General features: G+C 72.0%; 9 protein-coding genes. 5 read left to right on the forward strand and 4 right to left on the reverse strand.

The genetic code is table 11. The annotated features are described in order from the left end of the window. The first annotated feature begins 3 nt into the window (after nucleotides 1-3). Nucleotides 4-11,019 carry a WXG100-like domain-containing protein gene (locus tag O7608_RS20065; protein ID WP_289206070.1) on the forward strand — a complete coding sequence of 3,672 codons (11,016 nt, stop codon included), beginning with the start codon at nucleotides 4-6 and terminating at the stop codon, nucleotides 11,017-11,019. A 76-nt stretch (nucleotides 11,020-11,095) separates the two neighbouring features. Here O7608_RS20065 and O7608_RS20070 read toward each other — a convergent pair whose 3' ends face one another. Further along, complete coding sequence (locus O7608_RS20070; protein ID WP_289206071.1) at nucleotides 11,096-13,666, reverse strand: hypothetical protein; 2,571 nt, start codon at nucleotides 13,664-13,666, stop codon at nucleotides 11,096-11,098. A gap of 179 nt (nucleotides 13,667-13,845) precedes the next feature. Here O7608_RS20070 and O7608_RS20075 point away from each other — a divergent pair, with 179 nt between their 5' ends. Then, nucleotides 13,846-14,433, forward strand: coding sequence for a sigma-70 family RNA polymerase sigma factor (locus tag O7608_RS20075; protein WP_289206072.1), 588 nt, complete (start codon nucleotides 13,846-13,848; stop codon nucleotides 14,431-14,433). On the opposite strand, the gene O7608_RS20080 is transcribed toward O7608_RS20075, so the two are convergent. Then, nucleotides 14,384-15,871, reverse strand: coding sequence for a hypothetical protein (locus O7608_RS20080; protein WP_289206073.1), 1,488 nt, complete (start codon nucleotides 15,869-15,871; stop codon nucleotides 14,384-14,386). The genes O7608_RS20075 and O7608_RS20080 overlap by 50 nt on opposite strands. A 186-nt stretch (nucleotides 15,872-16,057) precedes the next feature. On the opposite strand from O7608_RS20080, the gene O7608_RS20085 reads away from it, so the two are divergent. After that, the gene (locus O7608_RS20085; protein ID WP_289206074.1) at nucleotides 16,058-17,920 is read left to right on the forward strand and encodes a S8 family serine peptidase; all 1,863 of its coding nucleotides are present in this window, start codon (nucleotides 16,058-16,060) and stop codon (nucleotides 17,918-17,920) included. Nucleotides 17,921-18,021: 101 nt separating this feature from the next. Here O7608_RS20085 and O7608_RS20090 read toward each other — a convergent pair whose 3' ends face one another. Further along, on the reverse strand, nucleotides 18,022-19,653 hold the full coding sequence (locus O7608_RS20090) for a ricin-type beta-trefoil lectin domain protein (protein WP_289206075.1): 1,632 nt from the start codon (nucleotides 19,651-19,653) through the stop codon (nucleotides 18,022-18,024). Nucleotides 19,654-19,931: 278 nt separating this feature from the next. On the opposite strand from O7608_RS20090, the gene O7608_RS20095 reads away from it, so the two are divergent. Together O7608_RS20095 and O7608_RS20100 are read left to right on the forward strand one after the other, a co-directional pair. Continuing rightward, complete coding sequence (locus tag O7608_RS20095) at nucleotides 19,932-23,285, forward strand: S8 family serine peptidase (RefSeq protein WP_289206076.1); 3,354 nt, start codon at nucleotides 19,932-19,934, stop codon at nucleotides 23,283-23,285. Nucleotides 23,286-23,465: 180 nt separating this feature from the next. Further along, nucleotides 23,466-23,819 carry a YciI family protein gene (locus tag O7608_RS20100; protein WP_289206077.1) on the forward strand — a complete coding sequence of 118 codons (354 nt, stop codon included), beginning with the start codon at nucleotides 23,466-23,468 and terminating at the stop codon, nucleotides 23,817-23,819. Between the two features lie 17 nt (nucleotides 23,820-23,836). On the opposite strand, the gene O7608_RS20105 is transcribed toward O7608_RS20100, so the two are convergent. Continuing rightward, nucleotides 23,837-25,285 (reverse strand): PepSY-associated TM helix domain-containing protein, encoded by a 1,449-nt coding sequence (locus O7608_RS20105; RefSeq protein ID WP_289206078.1) that lies wholly within the window; start codon nucleotides 25,283-25,285, stop codon nucleotides 23,837-23,839. Nucleotides 25,286-25,329 lie beyond the last annotated feature (44 nt).

The following is a 25,329-nucleotide window of genomic DNA, read 5'->3' on the forward strand; positions in this document are numbered from 1 at the left end:
GCTGTGGCGATCCAGCCCTCCGAGGAGATCAACAACCTCTTCATGGTCCTCACCGGCTCGCGCATGCCGGACATCAACGAGGACATGCTGCGTACCGTGCAGGACCTCTATCTCGGGGTGTCTCTCGACCTCGGTGAGCTGCAGGCCCATGTCGAGTTCCTGGTGGTCGGCGTCCGCAGGTCCTTCGACGGTCAGGCAGCCGAAGCCTTCGCCATGCACATGGAGCAGTTCGTCTCCGGTGACGTCTCGGTGCTGGAAGGAGCCGCCGAGCAGGCACGGGCACTCGCCGCGTTCGCCGGCGAGGTCGCCACCGAAGCCGAGTACATGAAACTCATGATCATCGCCGAGCTGATCGTGCTGCTCTTCGAGATCGCGATCGCCGTGGCGATGTCCTACGTCAGCTTCGGCCTGTCCACGGCCCTGCTGCCGATCAAGTTCGCCATCACCCGGATGCTGGTGCGGCTGGGGATGCAGCGCCTGATCATGCGGATCGTCTCGTCACCGCTGTTCAAGACCGTCGTCAACACCCCCTGGTTCAAGTCGTTCGTCAATTCGCCCTGGTTCAAGACCGCTGCCCAGGGCGTGTTCATCCACGGCCCGATCGGCGGCGTCATCGAACTCGGCATGTCGGGCGGGGTACAGGACTACCAGATCAAGAAGGGCCACCGGAAGGACGTCAACGGCAAACATCTGTCGTCGTCGTTCATCAGTGGCTACTTCTCGGAGATGTTCCAGCACTTCATCACCGCCAACCTGCTGCGCAAGCTCCTTCCGACACCCCGGCCGGGACGCGACGGACCGGGCAGGTTCGACCTCGACCCGCCTGGCGGCGGCCCCGGCCGGGGCGCAGGCGTCTTCACCGAAAAATCGCCGCCGCCGGTGGGGCGCGGCGGTGCCGGTGACGGTTCGCGGGAAAAGGGTGGCCCGGACACCGGCCCCGGCCGTACCGGCGGCCCGGACGGGCGGACCGCAGGTGGCCCGTCACCGACGCGCCACCTCCGGCTGCCGATCGTCCTCACCTCTGTCGCCATCGGCACCGCCATCGGCGAGACGATCGGCGAAGTGATATCCGGTGCCGCCGTGTACGGCAGGGTCGACATCGACCCCGAGATGCCCGGCCTCGCCGCCGGCGCCGCAGCGATCCAGACCATCACCGAGCTGAAGCTGGCCCAGCCGCTGGGCAACTGGCTCGGCCGGTTGAGCTTCGGACCGCCGCCGGTCGTCACCTCCGGTCCCGGTGGTGTGCCGCCCGGTACCGCGCCGCCGACCAACTCCTCGCCACCGCCTGCCCAAGGCCAGCCGGCGACCGAGAAGCACGGGAGTACGCCGCCCGAGGCCCGGCCGGTCGACGCCCCGACCCCGGAGCGGGCCGACCGCCCCGGCCCGCTGGACCGCCCCGGCCCGCTGGACCGCCCCGGCCCGCTGGACCGCCCCGGACCGGAGCCGATCGCCTCCGGTCCGGTGCCCCGACCGCCGGTGGTCAGTGCCTCGGCCGTCGACCCCCTCGCTCCGGTGATCTCCCCGCCGTCGGTCGGCGCGGTGGTCCCCCCGCCGTCGGCCGGCCCGGTGCCGACCGTGCCGACCACGGTGACCTCGGACGTGACGGTGTCGCCACCCACCCCGGTCGGGCCGGCACCGGCGGAAATCGCCCCTCCGCCGGAGCAGACGGCGGACGCGCGGCAACCGCGTGACAGCGCTGCCCCACCCGTACCCGTCCAGCCAGAGCCGCCACCGCCACCGCCACCGTCGGCGCCGCCCGCCCCGCCACGGGTCGTGCCGCCGCCGACGCCCGCCGACGACCCCGCCTGGGCGGCGGCCCGTGCCGAGGCGAGCGTCGGCGTACGCGAACACTTCTGGGGTGATCCCGCGCACCAGCTCGGACCCGATGGCGACCAACGGCTCGTCGTGCGGTCCGGCTTCGACGTCCGCCGGGTGTTCCACGAGGGTCAGTGGTTCACCGACCTCGAGGTACGGGTGTGGATCAACGACACGACCGGGGTCGGGCCGGCTGGTATCGACGCGATCCACCAGCGGTTGGCGGCCGGGGTGCACGAGTACGTCAACAGCGCCGGCAACCTGATCGGCAACGGCGACCAGGTGCACGTCACCGTGCTGCGCGCCGACTCGCCGCAGAGCGCGCACCAGGTCGTCGACCTGGTCGAGCGGGACCAACAGATGCATCAGTACGCGTGGTGGGCCGACGCGCAGGGGGAGTACTACACCCACGAACTCATGCACCAACTGGGCCTGCGCGACGACCGGTCCGGCACCGGTTCGATCCCGGGCAGCCTGCTCGGTGACTTCACCGCGCCCAAGCCCACCGAGGACGGTACGGCGACCCCGGCCGACAACTGGCACCTCTGGCGCGACGGCGGGCTGCGACAGCGTCACCTGGACCTGCTCGAGCGGCTCATCGGCCCGGTCGGCACCGACGGCGGCTACCACGGCGTGGACCGGCCGGTCCGGCCGGTCGCCAACGAACACGCCCCCCGGGCACCGGGCCAGACGTCGGCCGGCCCGCACCGGCCGGCGACGACGTCGAACGACACCACCCCGGTCGTCGGGCGGGCAGGGCCGGGCCGCCAGCGTCCGGAGGTGCCGACGGATGCTGGTCCAGAGGTGTCGACCGTGCCACAGCGGCCTGTGACGACCAGCGACGCCGAGTCTGACAGCGTTTCGGACCTCGGAGGGGACGACCTCGACGCCGCCGGTCGGGCCAGTGACCACGGCGACGCGGACCGCGCGGTCAGGCTCCCGGTACCGCTGATGTCGAGTGACCTACCAGTGGCTGGTGACGACGAGCGCAGCGGACCGGAGCGCTCGACCGAACCGGCCGTCGAAGGACCGTACGACTTTCCGGACGACCTGCCGCTGGCCCACCTCTTCGCTGAGCCACCGCCTGGTCCGTACGACTTCTCGGACGACCTCAATCTGGCCGAGCTGTTCGACGAACCAGATCCTGGTCCGTACGACTTTCCGGACGACCTGAATCTGGCCGAGCTGTTCACCGAACCTCCGGTCCTGCCCTGGTACACCGGCCCGCAGTACGGCGGGGCGCTCGGTCAGATGTACGCCTACCAGGCGGGACCGCCTGCCGGCCAGCCGGTGGAGAACCTTGTCGGTGAGTTGCTGCAGGACCTGGTGTCCGATTCGACATCCGCAATCTTCACTGCCGGTGAGCGGGACGCCGTCCGGCGTGCGGCCCGCGAGGCGCTGACCGACCTGTACACCCCGCCAGCGTCGGCGGGCGGGGCTACGGACGGCTCACCGGACCCGTTCATCGACGACGAGTACAGCGAATTTCTCGAAAAATGGGACCAGGTCCTCGTTCGGGGGATCACCGTCGAGGCCGCCGGCCGGCTGGTCTGGATCCGGCCGGTCGTCACCCACGGACGGCCGCACCAGCGGACCCGCACCGGACCTGTCCCGTACAAGGTCGTTTTCGGCTCCGGGTCGGCGAACACCTCCCAGGACCGCGAATCCAACCAGGGGCTTCCGGCGCCGATCGAGCTGATGCTGGTCGGACTCACCGGCTTCGCCAAGCGGGTCAGCCGGTTGATCTTCAACTTCCCGGTCAAGCTGGAGGGGACGTACGCGACACCTCAGTCGCAGAACCGGACCCTGGTCACCGGTCGGCAGATGTTCGTCAAGAAGACGACGATGTTCGACGCCGGACTGCGCTTCGAGGTGTACGCCGACGGGCGGCGCTTCGGGACCACCGCCGACCTGCCGCCGTCGCGCAGTGGTCTCGTGGTCGTCGTTCCCCAGCAGTACACCAGCCGGGACAACGGATGGCCGGTCGACACCGAGAAGTCGCCACCGCAGCGGCAGGAGGAGCACCGGCCGACCCGGGCCCGGCCGGTGCTCAACGCCATCGGTCTGACCCCGCTGATCCTGCAGTGGCACCGACAACTGGCGGGCAGCAAGTTGACGCCGCAGCAGCGGGTCGGCGTCGCCACTGTCGGCACCGCGCAACTGCTCAACGAGCGGAGCCTGATCAACCGCAGTACGCACCTGATGTCCGGCGGGGTGCGCACCGACGCGCTGGCGGTCGACGGGGTCACGGGCAGTCTGAAGCTGACCGTCGAGCCGCTCTGGGTGCAGTACATCGGGTCGGCGCCCGAGGTCGAGGTGCGCGACGACATGAGCGTGGTGATCAGCCTGAGCGAGGGGGTGAGCGCCTCCAGCGGGCTGGCCTTCGATCCGTCGTTCAACGCGATCAGCCTGGTGCACCCGGCCACGTCGCCGGTCGGCGATACCGGCCAGCGGGTGACCGGGACGCTCGGTGTCGAGGGCAAGATCTCCAGCGGCGAGAGCATGGCCCTCGACCTGAGTAGCGACGTGTCCAACCATGTGGTGCTGGTCCGCCGTGCCGATCAGGCCCGGTACCACGTGCAGTACCGGGCCGTCCTGACGACCGAGCTGGACAACTTCACGATTCCGCCAGTCGGCCGCAGCGGGATCCCCGCCGAGCTCGGCGTCGCCGTACCGGACCGACGGCGCTTCGAGCGGGCCTTCACCGGTGGGGCGCTGTCCGACGGGATTCAGCACCAGGCGCGTAGGCCGCCGGCAGCCTTGCCCGTGCCGCAGGGCAATCAGCGGACGCTCCTGAATCAACTGCTTGGTCTGACGGTACCGCCAGGGACTCCGCGAGCCGGATGGACTCCGCAGCGGCGCACCGCTGCGACGGCACCGGTGGCGATGCCGCACCATCGCGGCCGCCGGATCACCGCGCCGACGGCGAACGAGTCGCTGGCGCTGGCGACCCGCCGCGGCACCGGCTGGGGGGTGCCGGTGTCACTGCCCGGTTCCGAGGTGGTGGTGCTCACCATCGAGCATGCGCTGAAGTTCCTCGGCGGCGTGAAAACGCTCGACCGTGACACCAACCGGACGATCAGCCGGCTGAGCCGTCCCGCGCTGGAAGCCGACCTCAACCGGCACCTGGTCGGTGACCCGTTCACCGTCAAGGTCAATGGCAAGAAGTACGACATCATGCTGACGGTCTACCTGGAGGATCACCTCGACAGCAGCCGGTATCCGATGAGCGTCAACACCCGGACGATCACCTCGTCCGGCCACTCCAGCACGACGGGCAACGAGCTGAGCTGGGGCTTCGTCGTCGCCGGCGGGTTGGCGATTCCGATGACCAGCAACAGCCGGGCCGGCCTGCCGGTCAGCCGGGAACAGGGCTGGTCCAGCGGACACAGCGACACCTGGTCGGTCGCGGTCGAGTCGTACCGTCGGACCGAGACCACCGGTGACGTGATCGACAACGGCTACCGTGCGGTGTACCTGCTGGTCGTTCGGGAAGCGAAGGCCGGTGCCCTCCGCCACAATTGGACCTTTGGCGCGCCGGCCGGCATCGTGACGCCGGTCGAGCATCTGCCGGCCACCCCGCTCACCCTCGACCAGGTGAACCAGGCGAACACCGTCACCGCTGGTGACACCGTCGGAACACAGTGGTCGGCGCTCCGGGAGGACGTCGACTCGGTCGACTTTGTTCGGTTCGACCTGTACGGCGTCAACACCGTCGAGACCGCCTTCGTCGCCATTCCGGAGGCGGTCGTCTTTGCCGCGCACCTCTACCGGCAGACCACCGGAAAGTCCCAGGTTTGGTTCGACGATCCGTTGAACTGGCCGCGGGAGCTGTGGCAGATCGGCATCCCCAACCACCTGAACGCCCATTTCGGTGAACTCACCGACGGTCGTGGCTGGATCATCTCGCTGGACGAGGGCCTCACCTCGCACATGGTGCTGATCGTCCGCGCCCGGGTGGTGCCGCCCGGCGCCGGCCGTATCTCTGGATCCGTGGAGATCGAGCACTATCTCAAGCGCGCCGGTAAGCGCGAACGAGGGTCTGAGAAGGGCTCCCACGTCACGTACGGGTTCGCCCCGTCGGGCACCTACCTGGCCCCCGACCCGAGCGGCGACGACGAGGCCGCGATCGGCCGGGTCGACGTGGAACTCGCCGGTCCCAGCAAGAAGGGGTCCATCGGCCAGGAGAATTCCGACAGCGTCGGAAGTGCCGACATCAGCCGCGCCACGTACGGCGGTGACAAAGGGATCTACCAGGGTGACGTGCTGCTGGAGTTGTCGATCGTCGAGTGGAACGACCTGAAGGACTTCTTCACCCCGGACCGGCCGGGTGCCCCGGCGAGCACCACCCGGACGGGGTACCTGAAGGTGCCGAGCGGGCTCGATTTCATGATGCCGGTCGAGACCGCCCGCGACCTGAGTCTGCCGCTGCCCACGCCGGCGGCCGCAACGGCGGCTCCGCCGCCGGGGACCGCGCCGCCGGTGACGCCGCTGCCGGCGGTGGCGCCCCTGCACGTGGACCCGGACCTGGCCCAGGCGATGAGCCACCCGGAACGGTTGCAGGCCGACGGGGTTCTGACCTTCATCGAGACGACGATGCGGGAGCAGGGCCTGATCCCGGCCGGGGACCGGCACACGACACTACGCCGGGCCGTCCGCAGCCAGTTCTCCTCCAGGTCACTGGAGAGTCAGGAGTTCGCGCTGCGCCGCACCGGTGTCCGAGGGCTGTTCGTCGTTCCCGGTCCGTTCCGGAATCTGCGGCTGATGCAGATCAAGGTCAAGGGACGCTTCGTCGGGGAGCCGACGTCGAGCGGCAACCGCCAGGACGTCGACCTGCTGCTGCGCGCCGAGGCGCTGGACGGCTCGTCCCGCTCCGACAGCAAGGGCGACGAGTGGTCCTGGACCGTCGTCAACGTGAAAGGGTATGGAAAACCGACGTCCGCCACCGACGCGGGCGCGTCCGGCGGTGTCGCCTACTCCCAGGAGAACGAGTCGGACGTCGGCATGTCCCGCGACGGCAAGGACATCTTCCGGATCGGGATCAAGGGTGGGTCGACCCAGTTCGTGCAGCCGATGGAATTCGAGGTGTGGATCGGCCTGACCAATCACAAGCCGTACTGGATGCAGTTGATCTCCTCGGCGATCCGGGAATCCTTCTTCCTCACCAACTCGCTCTACGCCGGTGGTGAGCAGTGGGCCCGACAGGTGTGGTTCGACAACCGGTTCATCGAGTGGGACTGGGAGGTCAGCACCCCCGAAGCGTTGACCGGTACGATGAAACTGCTGGTACCGATGGCGCTCACCGAGTCCGCAGACCAGCGGGGGACCTGGGTTTTCACGACCACTGGGCGGCCTGCCGGTTTCCCCGCCGCACCGCCGGTGCGATGGAGCCCCCGGCCGGCGGCCCGTCCACGGGCCAACCGGGACCTGCTCGCCGACCCGACCCTGCAACCCCGCTTCGCGAAGATCGCCAATGTGGTGCAGACGTACGCTGGCCTGGTCAACGCGTCGACGCGACTGCCGCCATCGGCGGTCGACGACGGCAAGGTCCCCGGGCTGCCGTGGCACAGCGAGGTGCAGTTGTCGCTCGACGACCACGCCGACGACTCCTCGATGCAGGTCCGCTTGCCTGAGGTGTTCGGCGGTGGATACCGGATCCCGGGCACCGACCTCACCGTGACCGTGGACGTCAAGGCTGTCCAGTACTACCGGTCGCCGACCGGTGACCCGCTGACCATGCGGGGAAAGGGTCGCCGGTACGGGCAGAACGAGACCGCGCCGAGCGTCGGGCACTCCCGTAGCTCCGGCACCACGGTGACGGTCGGTCCGTCGGGGCGCAGTAACGTCGCGGAGGGCGTCCGGCTCGGTACCGACGCGCCGTTCACCGGTGGCATGGGCCATGAGACCGGCGGGGAGACGTCCATCGCGGACGTCTCCGAGCGCAACGTGGAAGCTGCGCGGGACTACCACCTTTACCGGTACGACGTGACGGTCTACCTGACCGGCCCGGCCGGGACGCTGGCCATCGACGTCCCGGGCGGTCTCCTCGGCTGGTCGGCGAGTGCGCCCACACGACTGCCCACGGACGTTCCGCTGCCGCCGGGCAGCGACGTCACGGTGGACCCGGAGTCGGGCGATGAGTCGAGCATCTCCGAAGTCGACGACGATCCCGACTCTGACGAGGAGTCGGGTCCTGGCGACGAGGGCGAGCCGGGTCCTGACGACGAGTCAGACTCTGACGACGAGTCGGAGGGTGACCCAGTCATCGCTGTCGTGCAGCCTCAGGTGCAGTCGGGCGGGCCCGCCGGTAGGACACCGCCCGCCGGTGCGACCTCGACCGCACCGCCGACGACGCCGGCCGGGGCCCCGGCACCGGGTGACGCACGAGGCGCCGGACGCGAAGCAGCCGGGGCCGCGATGGAGCATGATCCGATCTTCGCGGCGCTGACCCCGTCGTCGGTACCCGTCGGCACGGCACCGGCCACGCCGGGCGACGTCACGCCGCGCACCCCCGGACCGGCCGAGCTGACCCGTGGGGCCGACCGGCGCTGGTACCTCGACGGCCAGGAGGTGCTGGGCGTTCGACTCGACGGCAACCGTACGGGGATCGCGCTGCTGGACGACGCGGACCTGGACCAGTTCTCGCCGGAGGACTTCCTGCCGCCGGGCGACATGCCGGTGGTGGTCGTGCACGCGGACGGAACCCGCACGACGGTCCCGGTGCGGGGTGCGGACGGCCGGACCCGGCAGGTACCGGTGACACCGGGGCAGTTGGCGAGGATGACCGCACCGCTGGGCAACCGGTCGGGCCCCGTCGCGCTGATCACCTGCGGCGTCGGTGTCACCGACGGCGGGTTCGTGGCCGACTACGCGACCGCCCTGAACGCCGACATCCTGGCACCGGTCGCCGCCCTGCGGATCGGATCGGAGACCTCGCCGCACGCGCCGCTGCAGGTGCCGGTGTCACCGGAGGATTCGGCAGGTGGCCGGCCCTGGCGGCTGTTCACCCCGGAGGATCTTGGCGACGAGGGCTGGGACACCCTCAACGACGGGGTCGACTTCGACGGCTTCCGAGCGGTCGACGGGCCTGGCGACGACGACAGCGGGATCGTGCTGGGCTCGGGTCCGGCGTCGTACGGCTATCCGGGCCAGAGCATCGACCCCGGCGGCCCATCGAGCGGATACGGCGTCGCGTCCGCTGGGCAACCGACAGCCGGCTCGACGATCGACACGGCCTGGGATCTGGACATGCCACCGTCGATGTCCGACGTCCCGCAGTGGATCCGCGATCGGATCGCACAGGGGAAGTTCCCGGTGCCGTTCCTGACCGACGACGCGATGGACCCGGCAGCGTCGAAGGTCCGCTGGGGGGTCGAGATCGAGTTCGTGCTGCCGGCGAACGACCGCGACGACGAGGGAGCGTCCGGAAGCGTCGACGATCGCCTCGTGGCGATCGGCGCGCAGCTGCAGGCGGCCGGACTGATCCGGTCCGACGAGCCGGAGGACCCGCACAGCCCGCTGCGGCCCGGTGAGTGGTCGTTCCAGCTGGACGACACCGTCGACGGCGAGATCATCTCGCCGGTACTGACCTCGTCGCCACAGACCTGGTCGACCCTGCTGACCATTGAGCAGATTCTCCGCGCCGCCGGTGCGACGGTGCGGGTCCGGGACGTGGTGACGGTGCTCGACGAGGAGACCGACACGCGGAGCCCGGATCCCGGCGGGGCCACGATCATCCGGGAATCGGGCGGCCACGTCCACGTCGGTGGCGGCTTCCTCGCCCGGCACGCCGGCGCGCCCGGATATGCGGCGTTGGCCAGCCTGTACCACCAGCACGAGGAGGTGCTCTACCGGCTGGCGGGCGACCCCCGCAGCGAGGTCGAGCACGGGTTCACCGAGCGCAAACCGGGCTGGGATCCGACCATGCCGTACCCCGGGGACGCCGAGGCGGCGATCGACGCGCACCGCGACCGCAAGCTGGGCCTCAGCTTCAACCAGGTCAGTCTCACCGACTACGACCATCCGGAGTGGCGACTGTTCCGCGGATCGCTGCTGGCGGCGGTGATCCAGACCCAGGTCAAGATCGCGGTCGGCATGCAGTTGGCCGCGCTGCAGCTGGCGCGTAGTGGTGCGGCACCGCCGGTCGCCGCGTCGGGCGTCGGCAACCTGCGCCGCTCCGGGTCCACGCCGTCGACGTACGGCGGATGGTCGATCCATGACGACGTCGACGCCACCGACTTCGCCCCGCTGTGGGTCTTCCTCGGCACCGTTTTCTCCCGCCCGCAGGACATGCTGCAGGCGGCGGCGCTGTTCTTCCTCAACGACTGGGCGCCACCGCCGGACGGTTCGCCCGCCACGCGTTTCCCGTACCTGGCGCAGTTGTCGGCCCCGGTGAACTGGCCGCTGGGGCAGCTCGACGTCGACACCGCCAGTTACCTGCTCGACCACTCCCCACCGGCGGCCAGCGGGGCCGAACCGTCGGCGCACGACGTGTCGCGTGTCGAGGTCGACGGTGACTGGCAGGCCGGTGGCGTCCCCGCCCGGCTGCGGACCCTTCCTGACGGCACCGGGTACGCCCTGATCAGTGACGGTGCCCCCACCGCCGGGTTGCCGCCGCCCGGGTCGGTTCCGAGCGCCATGGCGGGCAGCGTCCCGGTGGTGGTCCGCCTCGACGGCGGTACCGTCCGGCTCGATGGCCTGCAGGCCGGCCAGCCCTACCAGGTGCGGGTCGGGGCACAGCAGGCCGCCGGCATGGTCAGCGACGCGGTCGACTACCGCGCGCCGCTGCGCCTGGTCCCGGTCGGCACCGGCAAGCTCACCGACGACTACGTCCGCAGCTTCGCCGAGAACCGGCCGCCGCCGCAGCTGCGGGGGACACCACAGACCACGGTCGGGGACGTCTACGTACCGGCGAGTCACCTGTTCAACCCGCCGGCCGGCGCGGTCACCGACCCGACCGCGCCGTCCTGGGTGCGGTTCTACCAGCCGTACCCGGGTGGAGGGCTGACGACCGAGATCGTCGTGGACGCGCCGGCGGTGACCACCTCCGGATTCGTGCTCGTCGGCGGTGTGCAGTACTACCGCGATGAGGCCGGTTCCTGGTACCTGCCGGGGCCGGCCGACCCGAACGATCCCGGCACTCGACAGTGGTACCAGGTGCCCGCTCCGTCGACCGTGCAGAGCCCGGCCTACTGGCCGGCGTAGCAGGACCCACTGGGAGCGGACCATCGTCGTCGACCAGCAGTCCCCGCAACGGACCCGCCGTCAAGACACCGGCCGGTCAGCCGGTCTGCGTGAACAGGGTGGCCAGCGGCAACTCGACCCGCCGGGCACGCAGGACCCAGCGGCCGTCCTCCGCGCCGTACACCCGGGTCACGGTGACCCGGTCGTAGCTGCGCGGCGGCACCAGAACCTCGACGCCGGCGGCGTTGAGCGTCACGAGTCGGGACCGTACGGCGGTCAGCGGCGCGATCCGGCCGGCGCTGGCCGCGACGTCGATCGCCTGACCCGGCTCGATCCGCAGCTGTACCAGCCGCGCCGCGCCGGCGGGTGCGGCCGGCCGGGAGCCGGTGACCGCCAGGTGGTCGTCGTCGGGGCCCCCGACAGTCGGCAGTACGGCGTACCCGGTCGCGGCGCGGCGTCCCGCCGGCCAGCGGACCACGTCGTTGGGCAGGCCGTCGACCCCGTGCCGGGCACCGGTGCAGCGCAGCAGCAGCGCCGCTGGCGGCGCGTCGGGCTGAGCCTGCCATTCGCCGGGGCCGGCCGGGGTCCAGCCCTGCGCCACCTGGACCCGGTCCAGCCAGCCGGCCGGTAGCAGGTAACTGTCGACTCCGCGCAGCAGGTGACGCAGGTCGGGGGGTGCGGTGTCGGTGAACCCGGTCGTGGCCACCGCCCCGCCCGGGGCGACCGACACCCGTAGCACCGAAGCGCCGAAGTGGGCCATCCGGAGCCGGTCGGCATCGAGTTGACCGACGACGAACAGCTCAGCGGTGGGCAGCCCGTCGGCGGCGACCCGGGCGGCGGGCAGCGCGACCGGGACGTACAGGTCGAAGGTCTCCGCGTTGACGTCGGGTCGCTCCGGCAACCAGTTCACCCCGTGCGCCCGGCTGCCCCTGGCGGCGGAGACCATCGGCGGGCGTCGACCCGGCGGCGGCGGGTCGACCGGTGTCGGGTCGGCGGATGCCTGCGCGTCCGGTGCCGGATCGTCCAGCGCCGGGTCGGCGGAGGTGCCGGCCGTGACACGGCCGCCGCTGGCCCCGTCGGCGGCCGGCGTCGGGGGAGTCGGTACCAGCCATCCGTCATGGCTGCGCCAGCGGGCCGAGACGGTGACCAGGTCGGTCGCGCCGGGTGCGGCCGGCGCGAGCCGGCACCACCGGGCCGGTGCCCCGGCGGCCCGCAGCGACCGGGGCTGACCCTCGACCACGGCGAGTCGGGCACCCGGCTCCGGTGCCCAGATATCGGCGGGGATCTGGTCGGCGAGCGCGGTGACGTGGGCGCGGAGCTGGGCGAACCGCTCGGGTGGCACCGGGGTCAACAGGGCGAGGTCCTGCCCCGTCCAGCCGGCCCGGCGCAGCAGCGCCCGGAACTCCCGGGGTCCGACGGCGAGCAGCCCGCCGTCGCCGTGGCGCGCCGCCAGCCGTCCGTCGTCCAGCACCGCCAGCTCCATCCGGAAAAGGCCGTCGCGGCGCCGGACCGTGGCCCATCGGCGTAACGCCGCCGGACGGGCATCGGTGGCGACGCTGACGAGTTCGACGCCGCTGGCGGTAGGCCCGGGCTGGTCCTCGCCGGTGGGGCCGACCGCCGCGTCCATGGTGCCGCCGACCGGGACGAGCCGTCCGTCCCGATCGGACCAGAACCGGTCGGGCCGGTCCGGTCCGGGCGGCCGGTACGCCTGCCAGCTACGCAGGCGACCGTCCCGGTCACGGACGGCGAGGTCGCGTACCCCTTCCAGCAGGACGACCCGGCTGCCGGTCGGGGGTGCCCACACGGTGGCCCCGACCCGGGCGGCCAGTTCCGTCAGGTGGACCGCGAGGCCGTCGGTGACCTCGGCGCCGAGGCCGACGTGCCGGAGCCGGTCGGCCGGGTCGACCCGGATTCCCAGGAGACGGCCGGTGCGAGGGTCGGCGCCTTCCGGGTCGCCGTCGCCGTTGCCGTCGGTGTCGGCCTGAGAAGGGGGCGGCGTAGGCACCTGCGGCCACACCCGCAGGTCACCGCCGTACAGGGCGACGGCGGACAGCGCGGCCGCCAGATCGGTGCCGGACGCGGCGACGCGCACACCGTCGTAGCCGCACAGCAGCGGCGCGGCGTCGTCGACACTGAACGCGACGGTCGCCATCGCGGGATGTCCGACCCCGACGCTCGCGGCAGCCGCCCGGGCGAGCGGGAACGCCTCCCGGGTGGTGAAGGCGAGGCCCCGGGCGAGCGGCAGCGCCGCCCAGCCTCGGCGGTGGCGGATCCGGCCACCGTCGAGGTCGTACCAGCCCGGCAGGCTGGTCGCCAATGACGGTGGTTGGACGAGTAGCCAGTCGACGACGGCGCCGGTGGTGCGGTCCACCGGCGTCGCGGTGTCGGCTCCGGTCGTGGTCGCGCCGGCCGGCACCATCAGCACGTCGCGGCCGAGCCGGTCGGCCAGTGCCTGCAGCAGGGCGGCGTGCTGCGCACCGTCGGGAACCAGCACCTGGACGTCCCGACCGCCACCGCGACGCAGGATCGTGCGGGCCAGTTCCCCGGCACTGAGCGCCGTCTGCGGCCGGGCGGGGTCGGCGAGCCCGCCCCCGGTGGTGGTCGTCAGCGTGACACGGTACGGGTCGGTGTCGCTGATCGGCGGTGGTGTGCGCGGTCCCGGAGTCATCAGGGCCCATCCATACCACGGCGGGTCCCGACCGGCAGGCCGTTGACGGTTAACAACTCGTGTCGAAACGGGACCGCTGCCGCGTTGGCTGAGGTAATCGGACACACCAGCTTGCCGTGCGCCTGATCCGTCCATACTGTCACCGGGGGGCTTCCATCCGCGCGAGGACGACATCGACGATGACGGTGCACATCAGCGCCGCGACGGAGTCGGCGTCGGCAACTGCCGGCGCCGACACGCAGCTGCGTGAGTTGTACGAGAGCCAGGCGCCAGGGCTGCTGCGGTACCTGATCCGGCTCACCAACGGTGACCGGCACCGGGCCGAGGACCTGCTGCAGGAGACCCTGCTGCGGGCCTGGCGCCGGCCGGAGTCGCGGACCGGCACCGGCGAGTGGCGCCGGTCCTGGCTCTACACGGTCGCCCGCAACGTGGCGATCGACGACCTGCGGACCACCCGGCCGGTCGAACTCGCCGGTGAGCTGCTCGACGACCACCCCGACACCGACGACCCGGTGGAACGCCTGCTCGACGCCGGGGTGGTGCACGCCGCGCTCGATTCCCTGCCGGACCGGCTGCGAACCGTCCTGGTCGAGGTCTACCTGCGGGAACGCTCCGGTGAGGAGACCGCGCAGCTGCTCGGTGTGCCGGTCGGCACCGTCAAGTCCCGGACCTTCTACGCCCTGCAGGCGCTGCGTGAGCGGCTGGCGCCCGTCGCGGTCAGCCATCGACCATCTGCAGGGTCCACCGGGCCGGCGGCCCTGCGGTGACCACGACCGGTACGGTGGCGGCATCCGTGCGGTGCGCCAAAGCGAGGATCGCCGCCAGCTGGTCGGGTGCGGGTTCCGCGACGAGTGTCACCGCCTCCGACGCGGAGACGTCGTCAACGAGCGCGGTCACGTCGGCAGGGTAACGACGACAGCCCTGCGGCAGGGCGGTGACCCCGTCACCGACGACGGTCACCCCGGCTCCGGCGGCGAGCAGCCGGGTGGTGAGCAGCCGGGCCGCCCGGTGGCGGGCGGCGGTAGGGCCGGTGACGGCGAGCACGTCGGGTGCCTGCCGCAGGTCGATCCAGAACTGTCCGTCCGGGCCGACGCCTACCGGGATCGCCGTCGCGACCGGCGGCGCGGCGTGGTTCTGCCCGGCCGGCCACCACCCGTACGGGGTGCCGGCGCGCGGCCGACGGATGCCGGTGAGCCGCAGGACGGCCGGATCGTCGCCGACGCGCAACTCGACCTCGAGGTGCGGCAGCCGCCGTTCGTCGCCGGCCGGTGTGACCGGGTCCGTCGCTGTCGCTGTCGTGCCGGTCGGCGCCGTCGTCGTGACCACCAGCCCGGGTACGGCCGCAGTCTCGGTCACCACGTCCGGGGCAACGACGTCCGGGGCTACCTCGTCCGGGGCGGCGGGTACCGGGTCGGCGACGGTCGCCGGCGTCGCGACGGTCGGCGGGTCACCGCTCGCAGCGACCACCGGCTGGATCGTCCTCGCCGGCGGTCGGTCGGGTTGCCGGGTCGTCGATGGCGCGGGTACGGCCGGCGGCCGGGCTGCCGACGGCGTCGTCGCGGTCGCCTGCCGACTCGTCGCGGTCGACGGCCGCGCCGGCCGCGCCGGCCGAGCCTGCCGGGCGAGCCGGCGGTTGCCGCCGCCTCGGCGCAGCACCAGGATCGCGAGCGCGAACAGCCCGACCGCCATCATCGCCGCCCCGCCGCGCAGCAGCAGCTCCGACTCGCGGTCGGGCTGACGTACGGCGTCGGCGGGCGGCTGCCCCGAGACGATGGCCGGCGACCCGTCGGCCACCGGCAGCGGCCCGTACCGCACCCCCGGTCCCCGGGCGTCGTCGGGCAGCACCAGCACCCAACCCGGCTCCAGGATCGTCGGATCGGTCAACTCTGCACCGCCGGGCTGTGGCCGCCCGACGTTCAGCTCGAAGATCTCCGGGTAGCGGCGGCCGTCGCCCAGGGTGCGTGCGGCGATGGCGAACAGGAACTCCCGTTCACCACCGGGGAGCTGATCGACGACGTAGTAGCGCACGTTCTGCCCGGCGGATGCGTCCTGGGTGGGGACGGGGCCGGGCGCCGGCGCGGCGACGGCCGGCCGGACCTCGCCCCACCCCAGCGGTACGGTCGCCGTCGCCACGCCCGCCGCGACGGCGACGATCAGGACCGCGAGCGTCGACAACGCGTGACGGACCTGTGACCGGTGCCGCATGCCCACCCCCGCCGCTGGCGGGTGCACCCGCCAGCCATGAACGATCTGCCAACGCTGGGACGAAGCAGCGGGTGCAAAGGTTCACGATGCACTTCCCTAATGGTGGTGAACCTAGGACATCGCGCCGTCGTCCATGCCGTAGCGGATCGCCGGATTCCCGGCACCGACAAGGGAGGGAACGATCTGATGAGGATGCGCGGCGTCCGCGTACCGGTCGCCTTCGGCCTGATCCTGGCCGTGATGGCCGCAGGCCCGCTCGGCGTCGCCGGACCGGCCGGTGCCGTAGGTGGTGCCGTCGCCGCCGCACCGGTGCACCGGTCGGCCCCGGAACCCGGCCCGACCGGCAGCTACCAGCTGTACTACGTGGTGGCGGCGAGTGTCGACGGGCGGCCGGAGAATCTGTGGCTCATCGCCAGCCGGCTGCTGGGCGACGCCGACCGGGCCACCGACATCTTCGACCTCAACGCCGGCCGGCCGCAGCCGACCGGCGGTGCCCTGGTGGACCCGAGTGTGCTGCGGGCCGGTTGGGAGCTGGTCCTGCCCTGGGACGCGGTCGGCGAGGGCGTGCGGTACGGCCATCTCACCCCCGTCACCGCACCGGCGAATCCGACGCCGCGTCCGTCGACCCCGACCGGCGGCGGTCCGGCCCCGTCGTCACCGCAGCCCGGGGCCAGCGGCCAACCGGGTGGCGCCCAGCCGGGTGCCGGCCAGCCGACCGGCACCGCCGCGCCGTCGCCCACCGCGACCCCGACTCCGACCCCGTCGGCCTCGCCGTCGGCCGGTGCGAGCCGTCCGCCGGGTACGGTGGCCGCCGGCGCGCTGCCCTGGTTGACCTCGGGCTGCCAGGCGAGCCTGATCGACTGGGGGCAGCCGTGGCCCGCGCTCGACGAGGTGTGGTCACGCAGTCGGGGTGCCGGGGTGACCGTCGCAGTGGTCGACTCCGGGGTGGACGCGACGCTGCCGGAGCTGACCGGTCGGGTGACCGCCGGGGCGGACATCGTGACCGGCGCCGGGCGGGCCGGCACCGACTGTCTCGGTACGGGGACCGCCATGGCCGGGATCGTCGCCGCCGACCTCAGTGCCGGATCCCGCAGCGGGGTGGCACCGGAGGCGGGTGTGCTACCGGTACGGCTGGTCGACACCGCCGGCCAGGCCCGGATTCCCGACCAGGTGACGGCGATTGAGGTCGCCCTGTCCACCGGCGCCGAGGTGGTGGTGGTCGGCGGCTACGTCGACCTGTCCGACCCGCAGGTCACCGACGCGATCGCCACCGCCGCCGAGCACGACAGCGTGGTGGTCGTGCCGGCCAGGGTCGGTGCCGACCTGGAACCGGCCCCCGGCCCGCCGGACGCGGTGCTGCGGGTCGCCGCCGTCGACGATCAGGGTGCGCCGGTGGCCGAGCATCCGGCCGGCGAGGTCGATGTGGTGGCACCGGCGGTGACCGGCGTCGAACCGCGTGCGGCGACGGTGTACGCCGCGGCGTACGTGGCCGGTGTCGCGGCGCTGCTGCGCGCCGCCCAGCCGGAGCTGACCGCCGCCGAGGTGGTGCAGCGGTTGAGCGACACCGCGGAGCTGGCGTCCGCGGCCGAGCGTGACGACCAGCTGGGCTGGGGCAGCGTCGATCCGGTCGCGGCGGTCAGTGTGGCGACCCAGGCCCGGGCCGGTGGTGCCGGCGACGGCGGGACCGGTGGTGCCTCCGGTTGGCCGCTGGCGGTGGCGTCGGTGGTGCTGGTCATCCTCGGTGCCCTGTTCTGGGCCCGGCGCCGACTCGGCGCACCGGCGGACGACCTCGCTGACGGCACCGTCGACGCGGAGGCCGGCGCTGTCACCGGCGACAAGGTCACCGCCGGTTCGGCGCGGTCGGCCGCCGGCGGCACCGACGAGGTGACCGTTGCCGGCCCGGCGGGTGCGGTACCGGACGGCTCGACCGCCGACCCCGACGGTGCCGGTCCGACGGCCCCGACGACGTCGGCGAAGACCCAGGTGACCACGGTGCTGGATCTGTCCGCAGGCCGGCCCGCCCCCGGGGTGCCGCCACCGCCGGGCTGACCGCCCGGTGGTACGGCCGGCTCAGCGGGGGCACGGCGACGGCCGGGGTTCGGGTATCCGAAACCCGGCCGTCGCGCCGTACGGGTGAGTGGATCAGCCGGTCAGCGGCGGCTCCAGCTCGCGTTGGCCTGGCCGGTGCACGGCCAGAGGAGCACCTGGCTGCCGTCGGCGGTGCGGCCGTCGTAGACGTCGGCGCACATCCCTTTGCCGCGCTCGTCGGACGCCTTCAGCGAGGTCAGGTCGTCCGTGCTGTTGAGGTGGAAGCGCTGCGCGGCGGAGCCGTTGCACCGGGTGCTGCCGATGATGGTGAGATCATTCGTCCGACCGTTGGTCAGGTCCATGCACATGCCCTGGGACCGGATGGTGTCGTCGGGCAGGAACTCCCACAGCTGGTTGTCGGCGCCGGTGCAGGTGGCGATCGTCAACGGGGTGGACCGTTCGGTGTCGGGCCCGTGATGCTGGGTCAGGCACTTGCCGGAGGCGTGGCTGACCAACTGCCACCGGGTCTTCGCAGGCGGGGTGGTGGCTTTCGGCGCCGGAGTGTTCGCCGCTGGTGCCTTCGAGGGGGGCGTCGGGCCGGGGGCCGGTGCCACGGTGGCTTCCGGCGCGGCGGCCGGCGGCGGCGTACCGGACGGGCTGGGGCTGGCCGGCGGCGTCGCACCGCCGATCCGCGCGTCGGCGGCGTAGAACGTCTCGTGTTCGCGTACCAGCGTGGTGAAGGCGGCCAGGGTCGACGAGCCGTCGAGGTCGGCGGCGGCCTGGATGGTGCCGGCTCCCCAGTGGTACGCCGCCAGCGCCAACGGGTAGGGGTCGTCGCTCAGCGACGCCATCTCGTCGACGAGCCGGCACATGGTGCTGCCCAGCGCCGGGATCGCGACCTCGGCGTCCCACGGGGTGGCGTCGCCGGCGGTCTGGACGTACTGGACCCAGACCTGCGGCAGGAACTGGGCGATGCCCTGGCCGCCGGTGGGGCCGAGCAGGTTCGGGTCGAAGCCGGACTGGGCCATGATCTGGGCGGCGACCCGGGCCGGGGTGACCGTCGGGCAGATGCTGCCGGCGGCCAGGACGGCGGCGAGGTACTCGTCGGGTACGGCGACCGGGGCGGCCCGGCTCAGGGTCGTGGGGGTGGTCGGTACGGCGGTCGGGGTCGGCTCGGGAGTGCCGGTGCCGCCGAAGGCCGGGTAGAGGGCGTACCACTGGGTGTAGCGCTCGACGGTGTCGATGTAGTCGCCGGTGGCGCTCGGCACTCCGGCGGCCGCGCGCACCTCGGGCACACCGAGCTGGTGCGCGGCGAGCGCCAGCTGCCACGGGTCACCGGGCACCTGCTCGACCCGCAGCTGGCCGACCAGCTGACACATGTGCCGGGCGAGGGCGTGGATGCTGGCGTCGCGGTCGGCGAGTTCCGCCTGTGGCCAGGGTGCCCAGCGTCGCCACACCGGGTCGGTCAGCCCGGCCACGCCCTTGCCGCCGCTGGCGCTGACGGCCTGCACCGGTTCGGACCTGAACTGCGACGCCGTCATCAGCTGGCCGGCCAGCCGGGCCGGGGTCAGGGTCGGGCAGGACCCGGCGGCGGCGACGATGGCCTGCTGGTCCTCGGTCGGTATGTCGGCGCCGCGCAGCATGCCGGCGGCGTTGGCGGGGGCGAACTGGACCGAGGCTGCCATGGTGCACAGCGCTGCGGCGGACAACGCCGCCCCAGCGATGACCCGGCGGGCATTGGTCGTCAGTCTCACGGGGGCTCCTCGTCGCGGTGGCGATCTCACCGCGAGGACGACGGGGCGAGGTGTTCGGTTCACGCCCGGCCGTTGTTCTGGGGGGTTTCCGTACAGCGGTCGTGGTCCGTTCGCCCGTCGCGCAACCGTCCACTGGCAACTTGGTTGTGAAAAGTCCTAAAAGCAGGGTTTTGTGATAGAAAGTTTCATTCAGGGGTTACGTTACAAGTGTCGCCTGTGTAACTCTTAGGTTTCGCGTCCACCCGACGTCCTGATAGACGTCCAATGGGGAGGTACTGGTGACACGATCGAGAAGACTTGCGGCGGCCGGACTGGCCGCCGTACTCGTGTTCGGGGCGGGGCAACCCGGCTGGGCCGCGCCGACCGGTGGTGACGGTGCTGGCCGGCCCTCCGCCGGACAGTCGCCGACCGGCCAGCGCACCACCGTCACCCTGATCACCGGTGACCAGGTCACCGTCACCGGAGCCGGTGCGGTCGCCCTGCGAGCAGGCCAGGGCCGTGCCGGCATGCAGTTCCGCACCTACCGCGTCGACGGGGACCTGCACGTCCTCCCGCGTGACGCCGTCGACCTGGTCGGGCGCGGCACCCTGGACCGGCGGCTGTTCAACGTCACCAAGCTGATCGAATGGGGCTACCACGACGCGGCCCGTGCCGACCTGCCGCTGATCCTCACCCGTTCCGACGGCGCTGCGGCACGCGGCGCGGCCCAGCCGGACGGCGTCGAGGTGCAACGGGACCTGCCGGCGATCGACGGCACCGCGGTCACCGCGGACAAGGCGACCATCGCCGACCTGTGGTCCACGGTGGCCGGCGGCGGTGCCGCCCGGGCCTCCGACGCCGGGATCGATCGGATCTGGCTGGACGGCAAGCGCGAGTTGCTGCTCGACCGCAGCGTCGCCCAGATCGGTGCGCCGGCCGCCTACGACGCCGGGTTCACCGGCGCCGGCGTCACCGTCGGCGTCATGGACAGTGGCGTCGACTCCGGGCACCCCGACCTGGCCGACGTCGTCATCGAGTCGCGCAACTTCACCGACGCGCCGGCCGACGGCGACACCGCCGGCCACGGTACGCACGTCGCGTCGATCATCGCCGGCAGCGGTGCCGCCTCCGGCGGCAAGTACCGGGGCGTCGCGCCGGGCGCGAAGATCATCTCCGCGAAGGTCTGCCCCGGCTCGTTCTGCGACGACTCCGCCATGATCGACGCGATGCACTGGCTCGCCGTGGAGAAGCAGGTCCCGGTCGTCAACATCAGCATCGGCGGCGGCGACGGACCGGAGATCGACCCCCTCGAGGAGGCGGTCAACACCCTCACCGCACAGACCGGCACCCTGTTCGTCATCTCCGCCGGCAACGCCGGTGCCGACCGTACCGTCGGCTCACCCGGCAGCGCCGACGCGGCCCTCACCGTCGGCGCCGTCGACCGCGACGGCTCACTCGCCTACTTCTCCAGCCGTGGCCCCCGGGTCGGCGACGACGCCGTCAAACCCGACATCACCGCGCCCGGTGTCGACATCGTCGCCGCCCGCGCCGAGGGCACCACCCTCAACGTCCCGATCGACGAGCACTACGTCTCCGCGCCGGGCACCTCGATGTCCGCGCCGCACATCGCCGGCGCCGTCGCGCTGCTCGCCCAGCAACAGCCGGACTGGACCGCCCCGCAGTTCAAGTCCACCCTGATGGGCTCCGCCGCACCGCACTCCGGAACCGGTGCGTACGGCCAAGGTGCCGGCCTGGTCGACGTGGCCCGTGCCATCACCCAGACGGTGACCGCCGAGCCGGCCAGTGTCTCGTTCGGCCGGGCGATCTGGCCGCACCACGACGACGAGCCGATCACCCGGACCGTCACCTACCGCAACACCGGCACCGCGCCGGTCACCCTCGACCTGGCCTGGGAGATCACCGGGCCGTCCGGCGCGAGCGTCCCGACCGGCATGTTCACCACCAGCGCCGCGCAGGTGCAGGTGCCGGCCGGCGGTACGGCCAGCGTCGACGTCACCGCCGACACCCGGGTCGAGACCGCCGACGGCTTCTACAGCGGCCACCTGGTCGCCACCGCCGGGCCGGCGCGCGTCGTCACCCCGGTCGGGGTGCACCGCGAGGTCGAGAGCTACGACCTCACCGTCGCCCACCTCGACTCGTCCGGGGAGCCGGCGACCGAGCACTTCACCGCCCTCATCGGACTGGACACCGACTACGCCGACCTCGTCTACGACCCGGACGGCACCGCGACCGTACGGGTGCCCAAGGGCCGCTACGGTCTGTTCAGCAGCATCGACGAGTTCGACGAGGACGGGGACCCCCTCGCCAGCGCGGTGCTCGTGCAACCCGAGGTGAACCTCACCGAGGAGGCCACGGTCACCCTGGACGCGCGCCAGTCCGAGCCGGTCAGCGCAACCGTCCCGCAGGCCAACGCCCGTACCGACACCGTCGATGTCTCGGTGGCCTTCGAGGCGGACGCCGGGGCGCTGAGCGTCAGCGCGTCGTTCCCGAGCTTCGACGGGGTGTCGACCAAGAATCTCGGTACGGAGCCCGCCTCCTGGCTGAACTCGGCCATCTCCCACCACTGGTACAAACCGGACGGCGAGGGCGGCTTCGTCGACAGCCCGTACGCGTACGCCCTCGGTGAGATGTTCAGCGGCACGTTCCCGACCGGCTACCAGAAGGACTATCAGGCCGCCGAGCTGGCCCGGGTCCGCCAGGACTTCGGGGGCGTCAAGACCGGGGAGGTCACCGACCGGCTGATCTCCGCCACGTTCGACAGCCCGTCCCTGGCGTCGTTCGGCTCGCTGACCGAGGTCGCCGTCCCGGGTGAGCGGATCGAGTGGTACAGCGCCGAGCAGGTCAGCTGGTTCTCCGACCTGTACTTCTCCAACCCGACCGAGGACGGCTGGTTGGATCTGGTGTCGTTCCTGTACGAACCGGCCCGTGCGTACACCGCAGGCGGCCGGCACACCGACACCTGGAACCTGCCGCCGTTCGGTCCGGCCATGCCGGCGACGACCTCGCCGTACGGCTGGGTCAGCCGGCTCGGCGACGAGATCGTCGCCGAGGTGCCCCTGTTCGGTGACGCCGCCGGACACGCCGGCATCTCGACGTCGGTGACCGAACGCACGGCCCTCTACCGCGACGGCGCGCTCGTCGACGAGTGGGATGTCGGCGGGTTCGGCTACTTCGTCGTGCCACCCGGGCAGGCCGAGTACCGGTTGGAGACCTCCGCGACCCGCGACGTCAGCGACCTCGCCACCGAGGTGAACCTGGCCTGGACGTTCCAGTCCGGGCGGGTCAACGGTGACGATTGGCGCCAGCTGCCGGTGATGGTGGCCCGCCCCGCGCCGCCGCTCGACGAAGCGGGCAACGCCACTGCCGGTGCGCAGGTCGACATCCCGGTGACGATCCGTCGGCAGACCGGCGTCAAGGTCAACCTGGACGCGCTGTCGGTCGAGGTCTCCTACGACGACGGCACCACCTGGCTGCCGGCGTCGGTGCGGGCCGACGGCCGCAACTGGGTGGCCACGGTGCAGCACCCCGACAGTGACGGGTACGTGTCGCTGCGGATCGGTGCCGAGGACCGCCAGGGCAGCACGTTCACCCAGACGGTGATCCACGCCTACCGGCTGGCCGCCGCCGACTGACGTTTACCGTCCCGGGCCCCGGTGGCCGTGACCCGTAACCCGGGCCACGGCCACCGGGGCCCACGTCGTTTCGGCCGGAGGGGGAGACCGGGCAACCGGTCGATCCGGGGAGTCGCCGTTCGTCGTTGTTCCGGGCGGCGGTACGCCGTACCGCACCTGGCACGCGACGGAGGAGTTCGGATGAGGTACATGTTCCTGATCTACGGTGACCCGGCCAGTGACCCGACCGACGAGGCGCAGATCAAGGCGGAGATCGACGAGTACTGGGCGTACGACCGGGCGCTCACCGCCGCCGGCGCGTTCATCTCCGGCGAGGCTCTGCAAGGGGTGCAGACCGCGACGACGGTACGGCTGCGTGGCGGCGATCAGCTGGTGACCGACGGTCCGTTCGCCGAGACCCGGGAGATCCTGGGCGGCTACTACCTGGTCGACCTGCCGGACCTGGACACCGCGGTCAGCTGGGCGACCCGCTGCCCGGGTGCCCGGCGCGGCACCATCGAGATCCGTCCGATCATGGAGTACGACGAACCATGAATAACACCTCTGTTCGGTCAGACCGTGCCGAAGTAGGACTTCAGCGCGGGCACCCGGCGGATGAGGAACTGGTCCAGCGCCAGGATGACCAGCAGCGAAAGACCGAACAAGGGCAGGAAGACTCCGAGTACGGCCATCGCGGCGAGCAGCGTCCAGTTGCCCCAGACCGGGAGCTTCGCCCGTGGCGCGGCGAGGCCGGCGGCGGTGCCCCGGCGCGTCCACCACATCATCGGACCGGTGACGCACAGGAAGATCACCGCGAGGCAGAAGAGCGTGGACATGATCGTGTTGACGGTGCCGAGGCGGCGGCCTTCGTGCAGGGCGATCCCGTGGGAGACGACCTTTGCCATCGCGCTGTAGTCGTGGTAGCCGTACTGACCGACCACCTCGCCGCTGTACTGGTCGACGTGGATGGTCATTTCCTGGCTGACGTCGGATTCGGCGGGGTTGCCGACGTCGTACCACTGGCTGCTCATCACGCTGAACACGCCGGTCTCGCCCTCGGGGTAGAGCACGAGGTACGGCCCGGGGGCACCCAGCGTCTGCGCCGCGTCGACCGCCCGGTCGATCGAGATCGGGGTGCCGCCGCCGGTGCTGCTGCCCGTCGGGGCGTTGCCGGAGGCCCACCCGGCAGGGGCCGACTGGCCGTCGGAGTCCTCGATCTGCTGCCGGATGGTGGACTCGGCACCAGGGTCCGCGCCCCAGAGCCCGGAGCCACCGCTGACCGCGAGCTGCTGCGCCTGGGCACCCCACACGCCGGTCCACGGCAGGCCGGAGACGACCAGTAGCAGGATGCCGAGGCCGACGGGGAGCCCGACGAGGGCGTGGTAGCTGCGCAGCCGAGCGCCGCGCTTGCCTTTGGCCTGTGCGCCGCCGCGCGCTCGGCGACCGAGGAAGAAGATGATGAACCCGGTGATCGTCAGCACGATGGCCCAGGAGGCACCGAGTTCGACGACGCGGTCGCCGAAGCCACCGTCGCCGATGAGCAGGTCGCCGTGGACGCGTTCGGCCCAGGTGGAGATGAGCTGGTCCTGGCTGAGCTCGCCGGTGACGGTGGCGGTGTAGGGGTCGACGTAGATGTTGGTGCTGCTGCCGTCGTCGAGCCCGGCGACGAACAGGGTCGCCCGGTCGCCGGTGCCGTCCTGCACGGACAGGATGGGGCGGTCCGGGAATTCCGCGCGGACGGCTGCCTCCTGGGCCGACAGCGCCGTTCGTTCGGCGCCGTCAGCCACCGGCACCTGTAGCACCCCGGGGTGGGCGAGGGAGTCCACCTCTGCCCGGAACATGTAGGTCATGCCGCTGACGGCGAGGCAGAAGAGTACGGGTATGACGAGTACCGAACCGTAGAAGTGCCAACGCCAGAACGCGGCGAACCAGTTGGTCTTGCGCGGCCGGGCCGGGGACGGGGGTGCCTCCCCGGGCGGGGTATCCCCGGAGGGCGGTGTCTCGGCTTCTACGGTGGTCATCGCGGTGGGCCCTTTCCCTGATCGTCCCGTTGTTCGGCGGCTTG

It is taken from the genome of Solwaraspora sp. WMMA2056 (assembly GCF_030345095.1).
Taxonomy (GTDB): Bacteria; Actinomycetota; Actinomycetes; order Mycobacteriales; family Micromonosporaceae; genus Micromonospora_E.